The 20,795-nt window shown below is 58.8% G+C and carries 16 protein-coding genes; 7 read left to right on the plus strand and 9 right to left on the minus strand.

All coding sequences use genetic code 11. From position 1 onward, the window contains the following. Positions 1 to 207: 207 nt before the first annotated feature. A complete protein-coding gene (locus tag LOY36_RS08260) occupies positions 208 to 1,881 on the plus strand; it encodes a DEAD/DEAH box helicase (RefSeq protein WP_007940012.1) in 1,674 nt (557 codons plus the stop codon). A 183-nt stretch (positions 1,882 to 2,064) separates the two neighbouring features. Here the strand turns inward: LOY36_RS08260 and LOY36_RS08265 are convergent, their stop codons facing one another. Continuing rightward, the gene (locus LOY36_RS08265) at positions 2,065 to 2,832 is read right to left on the minus strand and encodes a class III extradiol ring-cleavage dioxygenase (protein WP_258672891.1); all 768 of its coding nucleotides are present in this window, start codon (positions 2,830 to 2,832) and stop codon (positions 2,065 to 2,067) included. Positions 2,833 to 2,935: 103 nt separating this feature from the next. On the opposite strand from LOY36_RS08265, the gene LOY36_RS08270 reads away from it, so the two are divergent. Continuing rightward, positions 2,936 to 3,592: a thiopurine S-methyltransferase gene (locus LOY36_RS08270; RefSeq protein ID WP_258672892.1), complete on the plus strand. Its 657-nt coding sequence runs from the start codon at positions 2,936 to 2,938 to the stop codon at positions 3,590 to 3,592. Positions 3,593 to 3,722: 130 nt separating this feature from the next. Here LOY36_RS08270 and htpX read toward each other — a convergent pair whose 3' ends face one another. Together htpX and LOY36_RS08280 are read right to left on the minus strand one after the other, a co-directional pair. Next, complete coding sequence (gene htpX, locus LOY36_RS08275; protein ID WP_008075669.1) at positions 3,723 to 4,610, minus strand: protease HtpX; 888 nt, start codon at positions 4,608 to 4,610, stop codon at positions 3,723 to 3,725. A 317-nt stretch (positions 4,611 to 4,927) separates the two neighbouring features. Next, on the minus strand, positions 4,928 to 6,139 hold the full coding sequence (locus LOY36_RS08280; RefSeq protein WP_008009397.1) for a pyridoxal phosphate-dependent aminotransferase: 1,212 nt from the start codon (positions 6,137 to 6,139) through the stop codon (positions 4,928 to 4,930). Between the two features lie 226 nt (positions 6,140 to 6,365). On the opposite strand from LOY36_RS08280, the gene msrB reads away from it, so the two are divergent. From msrB to LOY36_RS08295, 3 genes are all read left to right on the plus strand, one after another. Then, positions 6,366 to 6,761, plus strand: a complete 396-nt coding sequence (msrB, locus tag LOY36_RS08285; RefSeq protein WP_007940018.1) for a peptide-methionine (R)-S-oxide reductase MsrB — start codon at positions 6,366 to 6,368, stop codon at positions 6,759 to 6,761. A gap of 210 nt (positions 6,762 to 6,971) precedes the next feature. Continuing rightward, a complete protein-coding gene (locus LOY36_RS08290) occupies positions 6,972 to 7,457 on the plus strand; it encodes a glutathione peroxidase (protein ID WP_258672893.1) in 486 nt (161 codons plus the stop codon). Then, a complete protein-coding gene (locus LOY36_RS08295; protein ID WP_258672894.1) occupies positions 7,454 to 7,915 on the plus strand; it encodes a MarR family winged helix-turn-helix transcriptional regulator in 462 nt (153 codons plus the stop codon). The genes LOY36_RS08290 and LOY36_RS08295 overlap by 4 nt, the downstream gene beginning before the upstream one ends. On the opposite strand, the gene LOY36_RS08300 is transcribed toward LOY36_RS08295, so the two are convergent. Then, positions 7,899 to 10,220, minus strand: a complete 2,322-nt coding sequence (locus LOY36_RS08300; protein WP_258672895.1) for a response regulator — start codon at positions 10,218 to 10,220, stop codon at positions 7,899 to 7,901. The genes LOY36_RS08295 and LOY36_RS08300 overlap by 17 nt on opposite strands. 166 nt (positions 10,221 to 10,386) lie before the next feature. On the opposite strand from LOY36_RS08300, the gene LOY36_RS08305 reads away from it, so the two are divergent. Continuing rightward, positions 10,387 to 11,277, plus strand: coding sequence for an ATP-binding protein (locus tag LOY36_RS08305; RefSeq protein WP_019650558.1), 891 nt, complete (start codon positions 10,387 to 10,389; stop codon positions 11,275 to 11,277). Continuing rightward, positions 11,274 to 11,756 (plus strand): GAF domain-containing protein, encoded by a 483-nt coding sequence (locus LOY36_RS08310; RefSeq protein ID WP_258672896.1) that lies wholly within the window; start codon positions 11,274 to 11,276, stop codon positions 11,754 to 11,756. The genes LOY36_RS08305 and LOY36_RS08310 overlap by 4 nt, the downstream gene beginning before the upstream one ends. Here the strand turns inward: LOY36_RS08310 and LOY36_RS08315 are convergent, their stop codons facing one another. From LOY36_RS08315 to LOY36_RS08335, 5 genes are all read right to left on the minus strand, one after another. Then, entirely contained in the window at positions 11,757 to 14,702 is a 2,946-nt protein-coding gene (locus LOY36_RS08315; RefSeq protein WP_258672897.1) for an HD domain-containing phosphohydrolase, read from the minus strand. Between the two features lie 32 nt (positions 14,703 to 14,734). Beyond that, a complete protein-coding gene (locus LOY36_RS08320) occupies positions 14,735 to 17,995 on the minus strand; it encodes a transporter substrate-binding domain-containing protein (RefSeq protein WP_258672898.1) in 3,261 nt (1,086 codons plus the stop codon). An 8-nt stretch (positions 17,996 to 18,003) separates the two neighbouring features. After that, positions 18,004 to 18,630: a response regulator transcription factor gene (locus LOY36_RS08325; protein WP_007940027.1), complete on the minus strand. Its 627-nt coding sequence runs from the start codon at positions 18,628 to 18,630 to the stop codon at positions 18,004 to 18,006. Between the two features lie 254 nt (positions 18,631 to 18,884). Then, complete coding sequence (locus tag LOY36_RS08330; protein ID WP_019650562.1) at positions 18,885 to 19,289, minus strand: response regulator; 405 nt, start codon at positions 19,287 to 19,289, stop codon at positions 18,885 to 18,887. Positions 19,290 to 19,460: 171 nt separating this feature from the next. Then, the gene (locus LOY36_RS08335) at positions 19,461 to 20,792 is read right to left on the minus strand and encodes a deoxyguanosinetriphosphate triphosphohydrolase (RefSeq protein WP_019650563.1); all 1,332 of its coding nucleotides are present in this window, start codon (positions 20,790 to 20,792) and stop codon (positions 19,461 to 19,463) included. Positions 20,793 to 20,795: the final 3 nt, after the last annotated feature.

Consider the following 20,795-nt stretch of genomic DNA (forward strand, 5'->3'; position numbering starts at 1 on the left):
TTAACCGGGCCGCGTTTAGGTAGCGCAATTCCCCGAAGCCAGCTTCGGCTGCACGTCCGCCCCGCGGACTCTTCCTTGACGATTCTTTTCATTCATTCGTTTTCGCAAATCCCCGCCGACAAAGCTGCCAGGGCGACTCTTGAGTCTCAACACGGCATGCGCAGCTTTGGAGCATGGGTCTTTGCGGATGCACTTAGAGGCAGACCCATGACCCAGGAAATCGGCGGCTTCGCCGCTCTTGAACTTCACCCTAATATTGTCGCTGCAGTAGTCGCTACCGGCTATGAAGAGCCTTCGGCCATTCAGCAGCAGTCGATCCCGATCATTCTCGCCGGTCACGATATGATTGGCCAGGCGCAAACCGGTACCGGTAAAACCGCTGCCTTTGCCCTGCCGATCCTGCACCGCATTGATCCGTCCAAGCGCGAGCCGCAAGCTCTGATCCTGGCCCCAACTCGTGAGTTGGCGCTACAAGTTGCAACCGCTTTCGAAACCTACGCCAAGCAAATGCCGGGCGTAACTGTTGTGGCTGTCTACGGCGGCGCGCCGATGGGCCCACAATTGAAAGCAATCCGTAATGGCGCACAGATTGTTGTCGCCACTCCGGGTCGTCTGTGCGACCACCTGCGTCGCGACGAAAAAGTCCTGACTACCGTGAACCACCTGGTTCTCGACGAAGCGGACGAAATGCTCAAACTGGGCTTCATGGACGACCTGGAAGTTATCTTCAAGGCCATGCCGGAAACCCGTCAGACCGTATTGTTCTCGGCCACCCTGCCGCAATCGATCCGTGCCATCGCCGAACGCCACCTGCGCGATCCGAAGCACGTGAAGATCCAGAGCAAGACTCAGACCGTTACCGCGATCGAACAGGCTCACCTGTTGGTTCACGCTGACCAGAAGACTTCTGCCGTTCTCAGCTTGCTGGAAGTGGAAGATTTCGACGCCCTGATCATGTTCGTGCGCACCAAGCAAGCGACCCTGGACCTGGCCAGTGCCCTGGAAGCCAAAGGCTACAAAGCTGCTGCGCTGAACGGTGACATTGCTCAGAACCAGCGTGAGCGCGTAATCGAATCCCTCAAGGATGGCCGTCTGGACATCGTTGTGGCGACCGACGTTGCCGCTCGTGGCCTGGACGTTCCGCGTATCACTCACGTGTTCAACGTTGATATGCCGTACGACCCGGAATCCTACGTTCACCGTATCGGCCGTACCGGCCGTGCCGGTCGCGAAGGTCGCGCGCTGCTGCTGGTCACTCCTCGTGAGCGCCGCATGCTGCAAGTGATCGAGCGTGTTACCGGTCAGAAAGTTGCCGAAGTTCGCCTGCCGGACGCTCAAGCTGTTCTCGATGCCCGCATCAAGAAACTGACCAACAGCCTGTCGCCGCTGGTAGGTGATGCCGAGTCGACTCACGGTGATCTGCTGGATCGTCTGACTGCCGACATCGGTTGCAGCCCGCGTGCCCTGGCCGCAGCCCTGCTGCGCAAGGCTACCAACGGTCAAGCGCTGACCCTGGCCGCAATCGAGAAAGAGCGTCCACTGGTGCCGAACAATGCACCACGTGGCGATCGTCCAGAGCGTTCCGGTGATCGTCCGGACCGTGGTGACCGCGAGCGTCGTGCTCCGATCCCGCTGGCCGAAGGCCGTGCTCGTTGCCGTACCGCGCTGGGCGCGCGTGACGGTATCGCTGCCAAGAACCTGCTGGGCGCCATCCTCAACGAAGGTGGTCTGGCGCGTGAAGCCATCGGTCGCATTCAGGTGCGTGACAGCTTCAGCCTCGTCGAGCTGCCGGAAGATGGTCTGGAGCGTCTGCTGACCAAGCTGAAGGACACTCGCGTTGCCGGTAAGCAGTTGAAGCTGCGTCGCTACCGCGAAGATTGATCCGCCCCCGGGCTGATTGATCGCACATAAAAAATCCCCGACTGGTTCGGGGATTTTTTTTGCCTGAGAAAAGATCGCAGCCTCGTTTCACTCGACAGCTCCTACAGTAGTCTCGTCGAACGCGGTCGATGTAGGAGCTGCCGAAGGCTCGGGCCGCGTTCGGACGATCTTTTGATCCTGACGTTATCCGAAGCGATAAATATCCATGCCCAGCGCCCCCATGGTGAATCCCTGGTGCACAACGCTGAACTCACCCCCGGCCGAGCGGGCGAAGTACAGCGGTAACAGATGTTCGTCACTCGGATGGTTGCGCACCGCGTTCGGCGCTTGCTGGCGATAGTCGTGCAGCGCGGCTTCATCGTTCGCTTCGAGCTTCTCGATCATCCAGTCGCGGAACGCCTTGGCCCAGGGTTCGACGCTTTCCGGGCCGGCGTGCCAGTCCAGCTCGCGCAGGTTGTGGGTGATGCTGCCAGAGCCGATCAACAGCACGCCGTGTTCACGCAGGCTGGCCAGGGCATGGCCGATGCGGGTTTGCAGCGCCGGGCCGCCACGGGTGGGCAGCGAGACCTGCACCACCGGGATATCGGCCTGCGGGTACATCAACGACAAGGGCACCCAAACGCCGTGGTCGAAGGGGCGCTTGGTGTCGATGCGCGCAGGCAGGCCATCGCCCTTCAGCAGCTCGACAACCTCTGTCGCCAGCTGCGGGCTGCCGGGTGCCGGGTACTGCACCTCGAACAAGGCCCGCGGAAAACCGCCGAAGTCGTGCCAGGTTTCGGGTTGGGGGTTGCCGCTGACCAGCAATTCGCTGCTTTCCCAGTGCGCGGAAACGATCACGATGGCCTTGGGCTTCGGCATTGTCGCGGCCAGATTCGCGAGGGCCGGCCCACTGGCGCCAGGTTCCAGGGCCAGCATGGGGGAGCCATGAGAGATATACAGGCTGGGGAACATAATTGAGCTCCTGGGAGTAAGATGGCAGCATCTTCAGTCAGATCATTGATCTAAATCTAATATAAGTTTTAGAGTCTTTTGATCGAATTTTTCGGGGTTAATTATGCAGCCGGAGTTTTGGCACAAACGGTGGGCGTCGAATCAGATCGGCTTTCATCTGCCGGAAGTAAATCCCTATCTGCAACGGTTCTGGCCGCAACTGGGCCTTGATGAAGGTTCTCGCGTACTGGTGCCGTTGTGTGGCAAGAGCCTGGACCTGTTGTGGCTGGCGCACTGCGGTCATGAGGTGCTGGGTATCGAGCTGTCGGAAAAGGCCATCGAGGACTTTTTCAATGAGCATCAACTGGACCCGGCAATCAGCGAGCAGGGGCCTTTCAACGTCTATCGGGCCGGGTCGATCGAGCTGTGGTGCGGCGATTTCTTCGAGTTGACGGCAGGCGATGTTGCCGATTGCAGCGCGCTTTACGACCGTGCGGCGCTGATCGCGTTGCCGCCAGCGATGCGTGAGCAATACGCGGCTCATCTGATTCGAATTTTGCCGAAGGATTCTTTAGGGCTTCTGATCACGCTGGATTACGACCAGGAACAAATGGCCGGGCCGCCGTTTGCGGTGCTTGATGACGAAGTGCAAAGGTTGCTGGGCGCGTCTTGGGAGCTGAAGATCCTGGAAGACCAGGACGTCCTGGGTGAGAGCTGGAAGTTTCTCGAGGCTGGTGTCACGCGGCTTGAGGAGCGTGTGTATCGGGTTTCAAGCCGATAAAAGCTGCTGATTATGCTGGCCTCATCGCGGGCTTGCCCGCGATGAGGCCCTGAAGAGCACCACACCACTTCGCAGACAAAAAAAGGCCCGCATACACTGCGGGCCTTTTCTTTTAGTGCTGCGGAACCTGTCAGCCCCGGCGACGCAGTGCGTCGATGCGTTCTTCCAGCGGCGGGTGGCTCATGAACATGCGGGCGAACCCTTGTTTGAGACCACCGTTGATGCCGAAGGCATTCAGGGTATCCGGCATGTGCACCGGCAGCCCTTGTTCCGCACGCAGGCGCTGCAGGGCACCGATCATTGCGCTGGTACCGGCCAGGCGTGCGCCGGCGTCGTCGGCGCGGAATTCGCGCTTGCGCGAGAACCACATGACGATGGCGCTGGCCAGGATGCCCAGGACCAGTTCAGCGAAGATGGTCGCCACGTAGTAGGCGATACCCTGGCCTTCTTCGTTCTTGAAGATCACCTTGTCGACAAAGTTGCCGATGATCCGGGCGAAGAACATCACGAAGGTGTTCACCACGCCCTGGATCAGCGCCAGCGTGACCATGTCGCCATTGGCCACGTGACCGATTTCGTGGGCCAGAACGGCTTTCACTTCATCCGGCGAGAAACGCTCGAGCAAGCCCTGGCTGACCGCGACCAGTGCGTCGTTCTTGTTCCAGCCGGTGGCGAAGGCGTTGGCTTCATAGGCCGGGAAAATCCCGACTTCGGGCATCTTGATCCCGGCTTCGCGGGACAGTTGCTCGACGGTTTGCAGCAGCCATTGCTCATGCCGGGTGCGCGGCTGGCTGATGATCTGGGTGCTGGTGCTCATTTTCGCCATCCACTTGGAGATGAACAGCGAGAACAGGGAACCGGCGAAACCAAAGACCGCACAGAAAATCAGCAGCTGATTGAGGTTGAGATCAACCCCGTTGGCCGCCATGAACCCGTTGAAGCCGAAAAGGCTCAGGGTGATGCTGGCAATCAGCACGACCGCCAGGTTAGTGGCCAAAAACAGCAAAATGCGCATCATGGTTGTAGAAATCTCCTCGTGCTAAAGATGTAGCGTACTGCGGGGTATATAAGGTGCTGCACCGGGCTATTCAACCGGGTGACTATTTCAAACTGTGTCCTACGGCAACAGTCTAGCTGCTTGAAGGGCATTTCCGACGTCGACATGGGAAACGGTTGTCAGCCGATTAGCTTCACAGGCCCCCGCCGTTATTGGGCGTGGGCATGAAGCGTGTCGTCAGTCAGCGCTTGAAACAACGAGGCAGGGCAGGGCGCACAGAAGTGTTGCTGAATTAATCACCGTGCGACTTTTATCCGCGTCGCACGGTGACAGGCCATTTACTGGCGATAGGACTTGAGGAAGTTGCCGATCCGGCCAATGGCCTGATCCAGGTCGTCGAGCCGTGGCAGGGTGACCACGCGGAAATGGTCTGGCCATGGCCAGTTGAAGGCCGTGCCTTGTACCACCAGCAGCTTTTCCGAGAGCAGCAGGTCGAGCACGAATTTCTCGTCGTTGTGGATCGGGCAGACTTTCGGATCGATCCGCGGGAACGCATACAGCGCACCCATCGGCTTGACGCAGCTCACGCCCGGAATGTCGTTGAGCAGTTCCCAGGTACGATTACGCTGTTCCAGCAGACGCCCTTGGGGCAATACCAGATCGTTGATGCTCTGATAACCACCGAGTGCGGTCTGGATCGCGTGCTGGCTCGGCACGTTGGCACACAGGCGCATATTAGCCAGCATGTCGATGCCTTCGATGTAGCTCTGGGCGTGGTGTTTCGGGCCGGAAATGGCGATCCAGCCGGAGCGGAAGCCGGCCACGCGATAGGACTTGGACAGGCCGTTGAAGGTCAGGCACAGCAGGTCCGGTGCCAGCGAGGCGGTGCAGATGTGCACGGCGTCGTCGTACAGGATCTTGTCGTAGATCTCGTCGGAGAACACCACCAGATTGTGCTGACGGGCCAGCTCCAACATGCCCAGCAGGACTTCTTTCGAATACACCGCGCCAGTCGGGTTGTTCGGGTTGATGATCACCAGGGCCTTGGTGTTCGGGGTGATCTTGGCCTTGATGTCGGCCAGGTCCGGCCACCAGTTGGCCTGCTCATCGCACAGGTAATGCACCGGGTTGCCGCCCGCCAGGCTCACTGCGGCGGTCCACAGTGGATAGTCGGGGGCCGGCACCAGCACTTCGTCGCCGTTGTTGAGCAGGGCCTGCATCGACATCACGATCAGCTCGGAAACGCCGTTGCCCAGATAGATGTCTTCAATGCCGACGCCTTCCACCTGCTTTTGCTGGTAGTACTGCATCACGGCTTTACGGGCGCTGAACAGGCCTTTGGAGTCGCTGTAGCCTTGGGCGGTCGGCAGGTTGCGGATCACGTCCTGAAGGATTTCGTCCGGCGCTTCGAAACCAAAGGGCGCCGGGTTGCCGATGTTCAGCTTGAGGATGCGATGACCTTCCTCTTCCAGGCGTTTGGCGTGCTTGAGCACTGGGCCGCGAATGTCGTAGCAGACGTTGGCGAGCTTGTTCGATTTGCTGACCTGCATGGCGATGTGTTCCCGAAAATGAACGATCCAGGCGGCGTGTGAACGACCGTGCTGGGAATCCTGCGTATTCACACAGGCCTGACGCCTTGAGTGGCGGCACTCATAAATCCGTTTGAATGCGCGTGGTCTGGCTGCCAGACTGGCGTTTGACGAGGCGCAATCATACGTGCCGCCCGATCCGTGGAAAAGGTACAGATCGGGCTTTTTCAGCTGCTGAGGTGTATCAATGGAAAAGTTGGAAAAAACCCTGGAAGAATGGCGGGCCATGCTTGATCCGGAGCAGTACAACGTTTGCCGCCTCAAGGGCACCGAACGGCCGTTCTCCGGTAAATACAACGGCACCAAAACCGACGGTGTTTACCACTGCATCTGCTGCAACGCACCGCTGTTCGACTCCAAAACCAAGTTCGATTCCGGCTGCGGCTGGCCGAGCTTCTATGCGCCGATCGGCGACAGTGCGATGGTCGAGATCCGTGATATCAGCCACGGCATGATCCGCACCGAAGTGGTCTGCGCCAAATGCGATGCGCACCTTGGGCATGTGTTCCCGGACGGTCCGCCGCCAACCGGTTTGCGTTATTGCATCAACTCGGTGTGCCTGGACCTCGTTCCCCGCGAATAATCTGCTGATGTCGCGCATGTAATTTGCGTGCGTAGGAGCTGCCGAAGGCTGCGATCTTTTGATCTTGTCTTTTAAAAACTAAAGTCAAAAGATCGCAGCCTTCGGCAGCTCCTACAGGGGTGTTCGTGTGGGGGTGGTTATTGATTTATTAAATTGCACACAATTCAATTGCTCGCTATGTTTGATATTCCTTCATTCGGAGTTCGTGCCATGAGCGACAACCTGCTGAGCATCCCTTGCACCACCATCAAGGGGGAGCAAAAGACCCTGGCCGATTTCGCCGGTAAAGCGGTGCTGGTGGTCAACACCGCCAGCAAATGCGGTTTCACCCCGCAGTACAAAGGCCTCGAAGAACTGTGGAAGACCTACAAGGATCAAGGCCTGGTGGTGCTCGGGTTTCCCTGCAATCAGTTCGGCCAACAGGAGCCGGGCAACGAAGGGGCGATTACCGAGTTCTGCGAGTTGAATTACGGGGTGAGTTTCCCGCTGTTCAAGAAGATCGAAGTCAACGGTGCCGGCGCTCATCCGCTGTTCGTTCAGCTGAAAAAACGCGCGCCAGGCGTATTGGGTTCCCAGGGCATCAAATGGAACTTCACCAAGTTCCTGATCGGCAAGGACGGTCAGCTGGTCAAGCGCTTTGCTCCGGCCACCAAGCCGCAAGCGCTGCGCCGCGAGATCGAAGCCCTGCTCAAATGAACACGTTGTCAGTCGATTCGCTGAAGCTTGACAGTCAGCTCTGCTTCAAGCTGTACGCCGCTTCTCGGGCGGTGATCCGTGCCTACAAGCCGATGCTCGATCAACTGGGCCTGACCTACCCGCAATACCTGGCGATGCTGGTGCTGTGGGAATGGCAGGAGGCGGCGCCGGAGCAGCCAACGGTCAAGGCGCTGGGTGAGCGCCTGGCGCTGGATTCCGGGACCCTGACGCCGCTGCTCAAGCGTCTTGAGCAACTGCAACTGGTGCAGCGCCAGCGTTCGGCGCGCGATGAGCGCGAGGTGCACTTGAGCCTATCGCCCACCGGCAAGGCCTTGCGCGATCAGGTCGGGCCACTCAAGGCCCGTCTGTTGTGCGATAGCGGTGTCGATCTGGATCGCCTGAATGAGCTGCGCGATGGTCTCGATCACCTGTTGGGGCACATCAAATTGCTGTCGTAGTGGGTATCCACAAGTCGAGCAGGGCCGCCAGTTCTTCCCGGCGGAAGGGTTTGGCCAGGTAGTCGCTCATGCCCGCCGCACGGCAACGCTCGCGTTCTTCGGACATGGCGTTGGCGGTCAGGGCGACGATGGGCAGTTGTGGCCAGCGCCCGCTACGACGGATCTGCCGGCTGGCTTCATAGCCGTCCATCACCGGCATGTTGCAGTCCATCAGCACCAGATCGAATTCGCTGTGCTCGAGCTGATCCAGGGCTTCGGCGCCATGGGCCGCGACGCTCACTTCGCAGCCGAGTTTGCCGAGCATGCCCTTGGCCACCAACTGATTGACCGGGTTGTCCTCCACCAGCAGGATGCGCCCGCGTCGCTGGGGTGAGAGGACTTCGACCCGGGCACCGTTGATCGTGTTGAGTTCGGGCTGCAGGATCCGTCGCAATGTCTGGTAAAGCGCATTGCGTGCCAACGGTCGCGCCTGTTGCTGCAAAGGTGCCAGGGCGCTGGCTTGCTCGCTGGGCAGGAAACTGCCGTAAGCGGTCACCAACAGAATCGGTGCGGTTAAAGTAGGGCGCAGGCCAAACAGGCATTCGGGGCAGTCGGTGATCAACACATCCGGTTTCAGGCCGATCAATCGGTCATCGATGGAACGCTGTTGATAGCCGAGCCCCCATTCGGGCAACAGATTCTGTAGCAGTTCCGCCAGTCCGCTGCTGGCGGCCGTGATCGCGACGATGTTGCCTTGCAGAGCTGCTGGCGGGATGGCGCGAGTGTGGCAGGGCAGCGGCAGGTCGGCGCAGAACTGACTGCCGAAGCCTGCTTCCGAGCTGATCGTCAGGCGCCCCTGCATGGCTTCGCAGAGGTTATAAGTCAGCGCCAGGCCCAGCCCGGTACCGCCGAATTGCCGGGTAATGCCGGCACCAGCCTGGGTAAACGGCTGGAAGATTTTGACCTGCGCATCCTGGGCGATACCGATGCCAGTGTCACAGACCTCGATTCGCACGCCGTCTTCGAACGTTGAAAGACGCACATCGACCCGCCCGAAGCGGGTGAACTTGAGGGCGTTGGACAACAGGTTGCTGACGATCTGCCGGACCCGGGTCGGATCGCCGAGTACCAGCGCGGGAAATTGCGGGTCGATCAGGCACGTCAGCTCGACGCTCGGCGCGGCGTTCTGGGACAGCAGGTTGGCGGTGTCTTCGATCAGCGAGCCGAGGTCGAATGGAATGTGTTCGAGTTCCAGCTGGCCGGCATCGAATTTCGACAGGTCGAGAATATCGTTGAGCAGTTCCACCAGCACTTTGCCCGAGTCATGGGCGATGGACAGCTGTTGCTGCTGCTCGGCATTGAGCGGGCCGTCCAGCGAGAGCGCGATCATCCCCAGCAGGCCGTTGAGAGGCGTGCGGATTTCATGGCTCATGTTGGCCAGGAACACCGAGCGTGCCTCGGCCATGTCCAGGGCGGTGCGGCGGGCGACTTCCAGTTCCTCGTTGGACAGGCTGAGCCGCGAGTTGATGGCCTTGAGTTCCGCCGTACGGGCCGAGACGATATTTTCCAGTTGCGAGAGGTAGTCGGTCAGGCGGTTTTCGGCATTGCGCCGCTGCTGGATCTCGGTGGCAATGTTATCGAACTGTTGATTGGCGACCTTGACCAGGACGCCGATTTCATCGTTTTCATGCCCCGCCGGATACTCCAGCCAGGTCGGCTCCGCGCTGCGTGGATCCCGACCACTGAGTTCGCGGATGACCCGCACCAGCGGTTTGGTCAGCATCACGTAAAACAGCGCCAACAGAATGCCCGTGAGGATCAGGCTGCGCGCGAAGCCGTTGAGCAGGGTCACTTCGGCCCGGCGCAGGAAACGACTGCCGAAGGTGTAGGTATCGACATCCAGGTGCAAGGTCCCGAGGGACTCGTCCGGCAAGTGGTCGAGGTAAAGACGGTCTTCAAACTGTCGGTTGGCGCCGAACAGGAAGTCGCTGAGCATCCGGTAATTGTTTTCCAGGCCCGGGCGTTTGACGCTGGCCAGCACGGTATTGTTGTTGTCGGTCAATTTCGCGCCGATGATCGCCGGGGAGCGCAGCAGGCCCAGGATCAGTTCCTGGGCGAGTTCGGCGTCGATGTTGTAGGCGATGCGAGACGCGGGGTTATGGCTGATTTCCAGCAACGACAGGATTTCGCGGTTGATGGAGGCGTCTTCGCTGGCATAATCGATGCCTATTTGCACAAGGCTGAGCAGCGTGCCCAGAATGAAACCGACCAGCACCGTAAGCTTGGCTTGCTTGTACGACAGCCGCTGGCTGAACTTGATATCCATGGGATGTTGAACCACTTCCGTTTCCCTTCGCTGCTCAAGCATAGTCGATCATCAATGGATACCGATGTTCTCGCAAAACACCTGTACGGGGTGTTGGCCGGGCATCGGATGCTGTGTTTCGTCGCTGTACCGCCATCATCACTGTGAACGTGCCCGAGGAGAAGACGTGGATTCCCGATTGAATGCTTTTCTTGAACGCGCCGATGCCGTTCTGGCCCGTATCGAACCGCTGCTGCCGGCGCCTCGGCAAACGGTCGACTGGACACATTGCCTGGCCGCACGCTGGCAACGCGAGGGTCGCAACGGTTTTCTGTTGCCGCTGCAAGTCAGCCTCGACATGCGCCTGTCCGACCTGATCGGCGTTGACCGGCAACTTGAGCAATTGGGCCGCAATACTCAACAGTTCCTCGACGGCATGCCTGCCAATCACGCCTTGCTCTGGGGTTCGCGGGGCACCGGTAAATCGTCGCTGGTGCGCGCCTTGCTGGCCGAACACGCCAGGAACGGCCTGCGGCTGATCGAGATCGAGCGCGATCACCTGGCGGACTTGCCGCGAGTGGTCGAGCAGATTGCCAAGCTGCCTCAACGGTTTGTGCTGTTCTGCGATGACCTGTCGTTCGAGTCGGGCGAGGGCGATTATCGCGTGCTCAAGAGCGTACTCGATGGCTCTCTCGAGCAGGCGCCAGACAACGTTCTGCTGTACGCCACCTCCAACCGTCGCCATCTGGTGCCGGAAAAGGAAAGCGATAACGAAAACTGGAAAAGGGTCGATGGCGAGCTCCATCCCAATGAGGCGGTGGAAGACAAGATCGCACTGTCGGACCGTTTTGGCCTGTGGCTGTCGTTCTATCCGTTTACTCAGGAACATTTCCTCAACGTCGTCGAGCACTGGATCGGCCAATTGGCCGACAAGGCCGGTCTCAAGTGGCAGCGTGACGAAGAGTTGGACATCCTCGCGGTGCGCTGGGCCACGGGCCGGGGTAATCGCAACGGACGTTGCGCGTATCAATTTGCCCGCTATTGGGTCGGGCTGAAGCTGTTGGAGCAAAAGGCATGATCGATTTACAAAAGAGCGGCCAGGGCCTTGAAGGCTACGGCATGCTATGGGCACAGCTGGAATCGTTGCTGGCGGACGAGCGTGATTTTATCGCCAACGCCGCGCAATTTTCCGCGTTTCTGTTCAACCAGCTCGATGACCTGAACTGGGCCGGTTTCTACCTTAATCGCAACGAAGAACTGGTGCTTGGCCCGTTTCAGGGGCAGATCGCCTGCGTACGGATTCCATTCGGTCGCGGCGTGTGCGGGGCTGCCGCCGCCACCTTGCAGACCCAGCGGGTCGAAGACGTACACGCATTTCCCGGCCACATCGCTTGCGACAGCGCATCGAACAGTGAACTCGTCGTGCCGTTGGTCAAGGACGGTCGACTGATCGGCGTGCTGGACCTCGACAGTCCGAAACTGGCGCGTTTTACCGTTGACGATCAGGCCGGTATCGAGCAACTGGCGGCGATTTTCCTGCGTCTGACCGACTGCTGATCAGGCTTTCAAGCCGGCCTTGATCAGCAGGCTTGTCGGGTCAACGGCATCGATCTGTTGTGGCTCCAGGAATTGGCTGGCGTACTGCAAGTAGATTTCGTCGTTGATGAACAGCCCGAACAATTCAGCGTCGATGTGGGCGTCACGGCACATGGTGGCCATGATGCCCAGCGCTTCGCTCAAGGACTTGGCTTTCTTGTAGGGGCGATCGGCGGCGGTCAGCGCTTCGAAAATGTCGGCAATCGCCATCATCCGCGCCGGCAGACTCATGTCTTCGCGCTTCAAGCGTTTGGGATAACCGGTGCCGTCCATTTTTTCGTGGTGGCCGCCGGCGATTTCCGCGACGTTATTGAGGTGACCGGGGAAGGGCAGGTGACTGAGCATCAGGATCGTCTGCACCATGTGGTGATTGATGATGTAACGCTCCTCGCGGGTCAGGGTGCCTCGGACGATGCTCAGGTTGTAAAGTTCGCCCCGGTTGTACTTGTATCGCGGCACGTCGAGCTTGAATCCCCAGGGATTGTCGTCCGGGATCAGTTCGCTGTCGGCGCGCTCGAGCAGATGCTCGGGTTTATCCGCCAACAGCGGCTCGCTGACCGGCAGGGTCGGCGCCGGAGTCCGGGCCTGGCGACGGTTCTCTTCCCACGAAGCGCCAAGCCGATCATCCAGGGTTCGGCTCCAGGTACGTTGGGCGATGGTGTTCAGCCGCTGCAGATCGGCCTCGGCCATGGCCTCGCTGCCCAGGTTGCAGCGCGCCACGAACGCGAAATCATCATCCAGCGCCGCCAGGCTCGCATTGCGCAATTGCGCCAGATGCGACTCGTCACCCCCCAGGGCGATGGCCTGCCAATAATTGATCCAGGTATCACGCTTGAGGACTTCGAAACGGGTGCGGATTTCGTGGATGCGGTCGTACAGGGTCTCAAGTTTCGTGGCTTTGTCGACCACGTATTCAGGGGTGGTGACCTTGCCGCAATCATGCAGCCAGGCGGCGATGTGCAACGCCTCCCATTCATCTTCGCTGGGCTGATAGCTACGGAAGGCCGGGGCCTGACTGGCAGCGGCCGCCTGTGCCAGCATCAGCGTCAGTACCGGTACTCGCTGGCAGTGCCCGCCGGTGTAGGGACTCTTGGCATCGATTGCGCCGGCCAGCAGCTGAATGAATGAGTCCAGCAGCTGTTTTTGCCTGGCTTGCAGGCGCTGACTTTCGATACTCACGGCGGCCGCGCCAGACACCGCCTGGAGAAACGCGATGCGATCCGGGCGCAGTTTTTCCAGGTCGTCTTGTGTGCCGCTGTCGGCCAGCAGCAGGACCAGCAGCCCCACGGTTTCGTTATGGCGATTGTGTAGTCGAATACCGACCAGATGAACCCGCGGGCACTCCAGCGCGAGCAAGACTTTCTGCAGATCCCCCGCCTGTTCGAAGCCCAGGGAGGTGACGACATTGTCGGCGGTCGACAGTGTTTGCATCCACTGAGGGCTCTGCGGATCCTGGGGTACGTGTCCTTGAATGTCGAATGACGGCAAGGCCTGTGAACTGCCGTTGATGACCAGCGCATGAGGCTCCACGCGATTTTCATCACCTTCGCGCAGGTAGATCAGACCGGCCTGGGCCTGGCCGATCTGCACGGTTTCAAACAACACCCGTTGCAGCAAGGGGGCGAAACGGGTTTCGGCGCTCAGGCTGTCGGTGATCCGGAAAAAACTCGCCAGGGTGTCTTTCATGCGCGCCATCGAGACGCTCAGTTGGTCGACTTCCAGCACCGGCGAGCGACGGCTGGCCGGAAAATTGAAATCGAAACTACGAATCGCATCGGCTTCCCGCACCAGCGCGCGCAGGGGGGTGACCAGGACCCTCGAGGTCAGCCAACCCATGGGCAGGCACAACAGCAGCGTTGCCAGGGTAATCAGCGCGCCTTGCCAGCGCATGCGGTAGGCATCGACGAGCAATTCGTCCTCTGGCACCAGCAGCGCCAGTTGCAGCCCCTGGGGCCCACCCTCCTGCATGCTGCTGCGCGCCACGATCCATTGACGACCCGCGGCGTTCAGGCGATTGATCTCAGGGGGACTGGTGAGCAGGGCCGCGAGGCTGGGGCTCAGGTCGGCGGCTTTGATCAGCCGGGCTGTCTGGTCGTCGACGATCAGTTTGCTGCTGTCGGGGTAGGCGACGGCATTGCCCTCGGCATCGAGCAGCACAATTTCGGTGCCGGGCGTCACCACATGTTTGGCCAGGGTAGCCGACAGTTCCGCCAGTGTAAGGTCGGCACCCATCACCGCTTGCTCACCACTGCGCCGCGCCAGGGTTGTGCCGACATTGTGGGTGGAGAAAAACAGGTAGGGCTCGGTGGTGATCTGATCACGGTCGCTGCGGGCGCTGGAGAACCAGGCGCGGGTGCGTGGATCGTAGATTTCGTCGGGGTTGTCCAGGCGGCTGACGAGGGCCAGCTTCTGATCGAAAAACAAGGATTGGGAGCGGACCTGACCGCCGCCTGGATGCTCGATGCTCCATACCTGATACGCCGCGGTGTCCGGTGCCTTGAGCTGCGTTTTCAGGGCGACGCTGCGCAGGGGGCGAACCATGAAGAAGTCACCATTGCTGTAGCCCAGGTACAGCGAGGCCAGATCGGGGTTGTCCGTGAGCGATTGACTGAAGGGCTTGAGCAACGCCAGGCGTTGCTCAAGGTCGGGTGCCTGGGTTGCCGGATTGTCCGCCAGCAGGCTCAGCAGATGACGAATCGGCTCATAGGTGCGATGCAGGTCCAGACGGACATCCTGCTCGATGCGGTTGAAGAGCTTTTCACTGCTGGAAAGAATGATCCGGGTGGTTTGCCGATAGTTGAAAATGCCCAGCACCACCCCGGTCAGCAACAGCAGGAACGTGAACATCACGCTGATATGGATGTGCAGGGGAAACCGGCGCTGGTCCGGGCGCAGTGGGCTGGGCATTGCAGCTTTCTCCATGACAATGAACACACTGCTCAGCCTTCCAGCATAGTTAACGCTCCGTCATTCTGCTGTTTGTCGTGTCGTGCGAGCTGTTGTTGCAACGCTTGATCCAGTTCGAGCATGGCGCGCTCCATGGACTTGCTGCAATCAGCCACTTGATCGTGGTGGGGCCTGTTATTGCAGGCCTTTTCGAGCGCCTCGCAACTGTCGATCAGTCGGGAGGCCTGGACGATTCGCGCCGCTCCCTTGATTTTGTGGGCAATGTCGAGGAGTGACTGCCGGTCGTTTGACCGGGACAACGTCAGCAGCGTTTGCCGATCCAGGTGGTTGCTATTCAGCAGCTCGGTCAACAATCGCCGGTTCAGTGCCGGATTGCCACCGGTCAACAGGTGCAGCCCCTCCAGACTGAACGCCGGGTCGCGGACCGTCGGTGCAATGCCTTCGATCCATTGGCTCAAGGCTGTCAGGCTGAGAGGTTTGAACAGGCAATCGTCCATCCCGGCTTGTTTGCAGCGTTGTCTTTCCTCCGGTTGCGCATTAGCGGTGAAACCCAGAACGGTACAGGCAGGGCGCTGCATGCGCTGTTCATGTTGGCGAATGGCACGAGCCATCTCATATCCATTCATGATCGGCATGTTGCAATCGGCAATCACCAGGTCGAATGGCTGATCTTTCCACGTCTGCAATCCCGCCTCGCCATCCGCTGCGACCTTGAACCGATGCCCCAGAAACTCCAGTTGCTGGCACATGAGCAAGCGATTGGCCGGGTGATCGTCGACCACCAGAACGTTCAAGGGGGCTGCGCTCTGGTGAATCGGTGGCTCGGCAATTTCCGGCATCTGTACAGGCGGCAGGGTTGCCAGATTCAGCGAAACCCGAACTTGAGTGCCGACCCCGGGCTGGCTGCTCAATTGCAGGTTGCCGCCCATCATTTCGCACAGATTGCGGCTGATCACCAGGCCCAGCCCCGCACCGCCCCTGGCTAACTGGCTGGAGTTATTGGCCTGGACGAAAGGCTCGAACAGTCGCTGCTGATCCTGCTCGCTGATCCCGGCGCCACTGTCCTCAACCAGCAACTGCAGCTGCACGCGGTCGGGTCCGTCGGTCGGTTGCAACTCGAGGCTGATCCTGACCTGACCCTGTTGCGTAAACTTGATTGCATTGCTGACCAGGTTGGACAGCACCTGTTTGAAACGCATCGGGTCCAACAGGACATCGGTCGCAGGTTTGGCAGGGTTGAATGCCAGGTGCAGTCCGAGATTTTTTTGCCGGGCCAGCCCGTCGAAGATCCGCATCACCGAGGCTACGGTTTCAGCCAGATTGACACGCTCCGGGCTCAGGCTCAGACGTCCGGATTCGATGCGCGCAATGTCGAGAATGTCCCCGATCAGTTCCAACAGGTCTTTTGCCGAGTGATACGCGACGTCGATGGCCGGTCGATCCGGATGGTCAGGATCAATACGTTTGAGTGTCAGCTCCAGCATGCCGATGATCGCGTTCATCGGCGTGCGGATCTCATGGCTCATGGTTGCCAGAAAGGTGCTTTTAGCCCGGTTGGCTTCATCGGCACGTTCTTTCGCCGCCTGCCGCTGTTTTATCTGGCGTCTCATATAGGCATTCCAGGCAACGGATATCAGCAGCAGTACACCCGCGCCGGTAACGATCTGATAGAACACTCGGTGATAGTTGCGCCAGGTACTTTGCGAGGCCGCCGAATAGCCACGCCAGCGGTTGTTGATGATGCCCAGCTCTTCCGGTGTGATGCTCAACAGCGCCTTGTCGAGGATGGCATTCAGTTCTTTGGCGTCGCGCCCGGTCGCCAGGGAAAATGCCGCCTGTTGGGTGCCGATGGTGGTGGTGATCTGAAGTGTCCGCTCGAAGATCCGCGATGAGATGAAGTAGTTGGCGATCACCAATGAGTTCACCGCACCTTCTGCCTTACCCTCGGCGAGCAACTCCACGGCACTGAAGGTGTCTGGAGTTTCAACCAGGTTGATCCGCGGAAACTCTCTGCGCAGGTAATCCACCAGTGGATTGCCCTGGGCAATGGCCAGGCGTTTGTCCTGCAGCTGGTTGAGGTTGGTCGGGCTGTCGGCCGCTTTGCGTGTCAGCAGGACAAAGGAGTTTTCCAGATACGGGCGGCTGAAGTTCAACATCGTTTCACGCTGTGCGCTGGGGAGCAGGGCGGCGATCAGGTCGGCCTGCTGGTTAGCGATCTGCTCGACCATCTCGTCATCGCTTCGGCTGCGCTGGATCTCGAAGCGCAAACCGGTGCGCAATCTGATCAGTTCGAGCAGGTCAGCCGTGACACCCCGAAAGTTGCCGTCGCTGTCAAAAAACGTCAGCGGCGCAAACGCTTCATTAACCACCACCCGCACAACCGGATGTTGCGCCAGCCAGCGTTCTTCGTGGTGGGTGAGTTGCAGTTTTTGATCGGTGAGAAGAATGTCGCTGCCGGCACTCCAGCGTTTGGCGATGTTTTCCCGTTCGCTGGTGGGGATGGCCTTGAGTACCGCGTTGATGATCCCGAGCAGGTCCGGGTTGCCCTTCTGTACGGCAAAGCTGAAACCATGGGCTTCGTGTTTACCGAAGTTGGCCATGCGGATGTTGTTCAGATACCCCTTGTTGATCATGTAATGAGTTGAAATGGTGTCACCGAGAAAAACATCGGCCTGGTCGAAGGCAACCGCGTTGATTGCATTTTGGTAGGACGGGTAGGAGGTGATGATTGCCTTGGGGTACAGCGCCCTGACTTCGTCCAGAGGCAGATAGTGATACACCATGCTAAGCCGCAGGCCGGCAAGACCATCGGTCAGAGACCTGGTTTCTCCTTCCCGTGTCACCAGCACGGGTTGATCCACGGCGTAAGGTGTGGACAGCGCAATGTCGGCATTGTCGGCCTCGAACCCATTGGCGGTGCCGAGTATGTCGACCTGACCCTTTTCCAGCGCCTCGATCGCAGCCCCTCGGGACGCGAAGCGCTGAACCTTGACGGGCAACCCCGTAACCTTGCCGAGGATGCCGGCGTAGTCGGCGGTGAAACCTTCGTAGTCGTGGCCGCTGAGTGTCAGGTCGAAAGGCGGATAATCCGGGCCTGACGTGCCCAGGATCAATTCACGTTTGTCTTTGACCCATTGTCGTTGTGAGGTATCCAGCTGGACTTCCATGTGCCCGGTCGTTGAGCGACTGAGCAGTGTGTAGTTTTCACTGGGCGTCTGCGCCGCGAGCACCGGGGTACTCAGGCATAAAGCCGCGATCATGAGTCTTGGAAAATCCTTCAAACGACTGGGCATCCTGTTCCTCACACTAACGCGTTACGTTTTGCCATATCGATGAGTTCAACCAGAGATTTGGCTTTGAGTTTCTGCATAAGTCGTTTTTTATAGGTGCTGACAGTCTTGTTGCTGAGGAACATGCCCTTGGCAATTTCCTTGTTGGTGCGACCTTGGGCAAAAAGTTGTAATACCATCAACTCTCGATCATTTACGGATTTGAACAAGTCCAGGTCCGCCCACTGTGCGTCGTCACAACGAACCGGGTTCAAGGCCTCGCTGGGGAAGTAGTTGTAACCTGATAATACTGCTTTGATCGCACTCACCAGTTCACTGAGCTCTTCCTGTTTGCATACATACCCTGATGCACCTGACTGCATGCAGCGAATACCAAAAAGTTTCGGGCATTGTGCAGTTAACACCAGTGTTTTTAATGGCGTGCTCATTGCGTTGAAACGGGAGAGCACTTCCAGCCCATCCAGTTTGGGAATGCTGATGTCGAGGATGATCAGATCGGGCATGCATTCGCGCACCATCTGCATGGCATCGACACCATTGTCAGTTTCACCGACGACTTTGTAACCTTCATGTTCCAGCAGCATTCGAACGGCAAGGCGGATGACAGGGTGATCGTCGACAATAAAAACGGAGTTCATAATCAAATCCCATACGTGCACAAATAAAGCGCGCACCTTAGCTCAGTAGTTGAGGGGGCGCATGGACTGACAAGTCGATAGCAGCAATATAGGAAAAGTCCTACAATTGAAAAAGAAACGGACTACGTACCAACTAGGTTTTGAATGAGGAAGGGGTAAAGTTTGGATGATGTAGTCAAGAGGGTGAAAGCGTTGGGTTATAAGTTTTAATCTGTGTTTTGGATGTGGTTTTAGTGTGTGGGGATTGGCCTGTTTTATTGTGAGGCTAAGGTCAACAAGCTTCTAAAGTCTGATTGTTTCAATGGCTTGATCAAGTAACCCAGCAAGGGAAGTCCGTGTTCGTAGGCTACTGTTTTAAGTTTTTCCAGTTCGGCGGATGTCAGGCTGCTCAGCAGTATTGCCTGTCTGATCATTCCCCGGTGACTGGCGAGCTCGATCAAATCAAGACCGGGAAGGTCGGGCAGGCATTGGTCGCACAGAAGAATATCGAACGGTTGCGCAGCCTTGAGCATTTGTTGCAAGGCGCCTTCGGCACTGTCAGTGGTGGTCAGTTGGGTGAAGCCGTAACTCTCGAGCAGGTATTGAGTCGCTCTCAGCTGAAACGGATGATCTTCCACCAGCAATATGTGCCAATCGTGTTTGAACGTAGGAGTTTTCATGCGTCATCTGTCGAGCAGTGGGTGTGCAATTGTTTCGCGAGATGGCCGAACAATCGATCAGTCAGCTCTGCACAAGGTGTAGGGCGATTCTGTCGATGTTGAAATACAGATGAATGTCTAGACACTCGATCAGCCGTTCAGACGTCGCTGACGCGGCTGATCGATGCGCTGTTATCCGTGGCTTGAACGACCGGTCATTTCCAGCGCCATTTCACCGGCATAGCTGTCGGTCATGCCGGCGATGAAATCAATCATGCGCAAGAACGAGGTGTGCAACGGGCCATGGGGATCGGGTGCATTGTTGCCCAACAGGTCGAGTATGCGCCGGTTCTTGAAGGAGGGCGTACGACCGTTGTGCTGCTCCAATGCTGCGCCGCAAAAAGCATTGAGCAGGATTTCCAGGGTGGTGTAGGCGCCGATTTCGTGGAGCGTCTTGCGCTTGTCCTGGAAGATTTTTTTGCGTGCCATGTCCTTGGCATTCAAGACGCAGCGTTTGGCCGGGCCATGCATGTGTTCGACAAGGTCGCCCGGCAGCGTGCCGGCCAGCAGTGCGTCCTGTTGCTCGACAAAGGCTCGGGCTGCTGCGTTGGTCAGGTGTTCGATGGCTTTACCCCGCAGAATCGCCAGTTTGCGCCGCCGCGAATCCTGTGGACCGAGCTGGCGATAGGTTTCCGGGAGATCGTCGCCCACCAGGTCCAGCAGCAGGGACTCGACTTCGGCGTACTCCAGCAGCTCCATCTCCAAGCCATCTTCCAGATCGATCAGCGCGTAGCAGATGTCGTCGGCGGCCTCCATCAGATACACCAGCGGATGGCGCGCCCAGCGCTGTTCTTCCAGTTGGGGCAGGCCGAGTTTATGAGCGATCTGTTCCAGCAGCGGCAGTTCACTCTGGTAGCAGCCGAACTTGTGCTTCTTGTAGCCCAGTGAGTCGGCGTGCCGGGCCGTCCACGGGTATTTCAGGTAGGTGCCCAGGGTGGCATAGGTCAGCCGGGTGCCTCCTTCGAACTGATGGTATTCAAGCTGGGTGAGCACCCGGAAACCTTGGGCATTGCCCTCGAAGTTGAGGAAGTCGTTGCGTTCGGCTTCGCTCATGGCATCCAGCCAGCCACGGCCGGCGGCCTGCTGGAACCAGTGGCGGATCGCGTCTTCGCCGGAGTGGCCGAAGGGCGGATTGCCGATGTCATGGGCCAGGCAAGCCGATTGCACCACCATCCCCAGGTCGCTCGGTTCGCACCAGTCGGGCAGGGCGCTGCGGATGGTTTCACCGACGCGCATGCCCAGCGAACGGCCGACGCAGCTGACTTCCAGCGAGTGGGTCAGGCGCGTGTGAATGTGATCGTTACTGGAGACCGGGTGAACCTGGGTCTTGCGCCCGAGACGGCGAAACGCGCCCGAGAAAATGATCCGGTCGTGGTCTTTATGGAAAGGACTGCGGCCGAGTTCTTCCGGGCTGTGCACAGGTTTTCCGAGGCGTTCGCGGGTAAGCAGGGTGTGCCAATCCAAGGC

This window comes from Pseudomonas sp. B21-019 (assembly GCF_024749225.1).
Taxonomy (GTDB): Bacteria; Pseudomonadota; Gammaproteobacteria; order Pseudomonadales; family Pseudomonadaceae; genus Aquipseudomonas.

Bases quoted from the DNA above. Each gene is read 5' to 3' on its own strand.
- LOY36_RS08260 (WP_007940012.1), top strand. From the start codon at position 208: ATGACCCAGGAAATCGGCGGCTTCGCCGCTCTTGAACTTCACCCTAAT.
- LOY36_RS08265 (WP_258672891.1), bottom strand. From the start codon at position 2,832: ATGTTCCCCAGCCTGTATATCTCTCATGGCTCCCCCATGCTGGCCCTG.
- LOY36_RS08270 (WP_258672892.1), top strand. From the start codon at position 2,936: ATGCAGCCGGAGTTTTGGCACAAACGGTGGGCGTCGAATCAGATCGGC.
- htpX (WP_008075669.1), bottom strand. From the start codon at position 4,610: ATGATGCGCATTTTGCTGTTTTTGGCCACTAACCTGGCGGTCGTGCTG.
- LOY36_RS08280 (WP_008009397.1), bottom strand. From the start codon at position 6,139: ATGCAGGTCAGCAAATCGAACAAGCTCGCCAACGTCTGCTACGACATT.
- msrB (WP_007940018.1), top strand. From the start codon at position 6,366: ATGGAAAAGTTGGAAAAAACCCTGGAAGAATGGCGGGCCATGCTTGAT.
- LOY36_RS08290 (WP_258672893.1), top strand. From the start codon at position 6,972: ATGAGCGACAACCTGCTGAGCATCCCTTGCACCACCATCAAGGGGGAG.
- LOY36_RS08295 (WP_258672894.1), top strand. From the start codon at position 7,454: ATGAACACGTTGTCAGTCGATTCGCTGAAGCTTGACAGTCAGCTCTGC.
- LOY36_RS08300 (WP_258672895.1), bottom strand. From the start codon at position 10,220: ATGGATATCAAGTTCAGCCAGCGGCTGTCGTACAAGCAAGCCAAGCTT.
- LOY36_RS08310 (WP_258672896.1), top strand. From the start codon at position 11,274: ATGATCGATTTACAAAAGAGCGGCCAGGGCCTTGAAGGCTACGGCATG.
- LOY36_RS08315 (WP_258672897.1), bottom strand. From the start codon at position 14,702: ATGCCCAGCCCACTGCGCCCGGACCAGCGCCGGTTTCCCCTGCACATC.
- LOY36_RS08320 (WP_258672898.1), bottom strand. From the start codon at position 17,995: ATGCCCAGTCGTTTGAAGGATTTTCCAAGACTCATGATCGCGGCTTTA.
- LOY36_RS08325 (WP_007940027.1), bottom strand. From the start codon at position 18,630: ATGAACTCCGTTTTTATTGTCGACGATCACCCTGTCATCCGCCTTGCC.
- LOY36_RS08330 (WP_019650562.1), bottom strand. From the start codon at position 19,289: ATGAAAACTCCTACGTTCAAACACGATTGGCACATATTGCTGGTGGAA.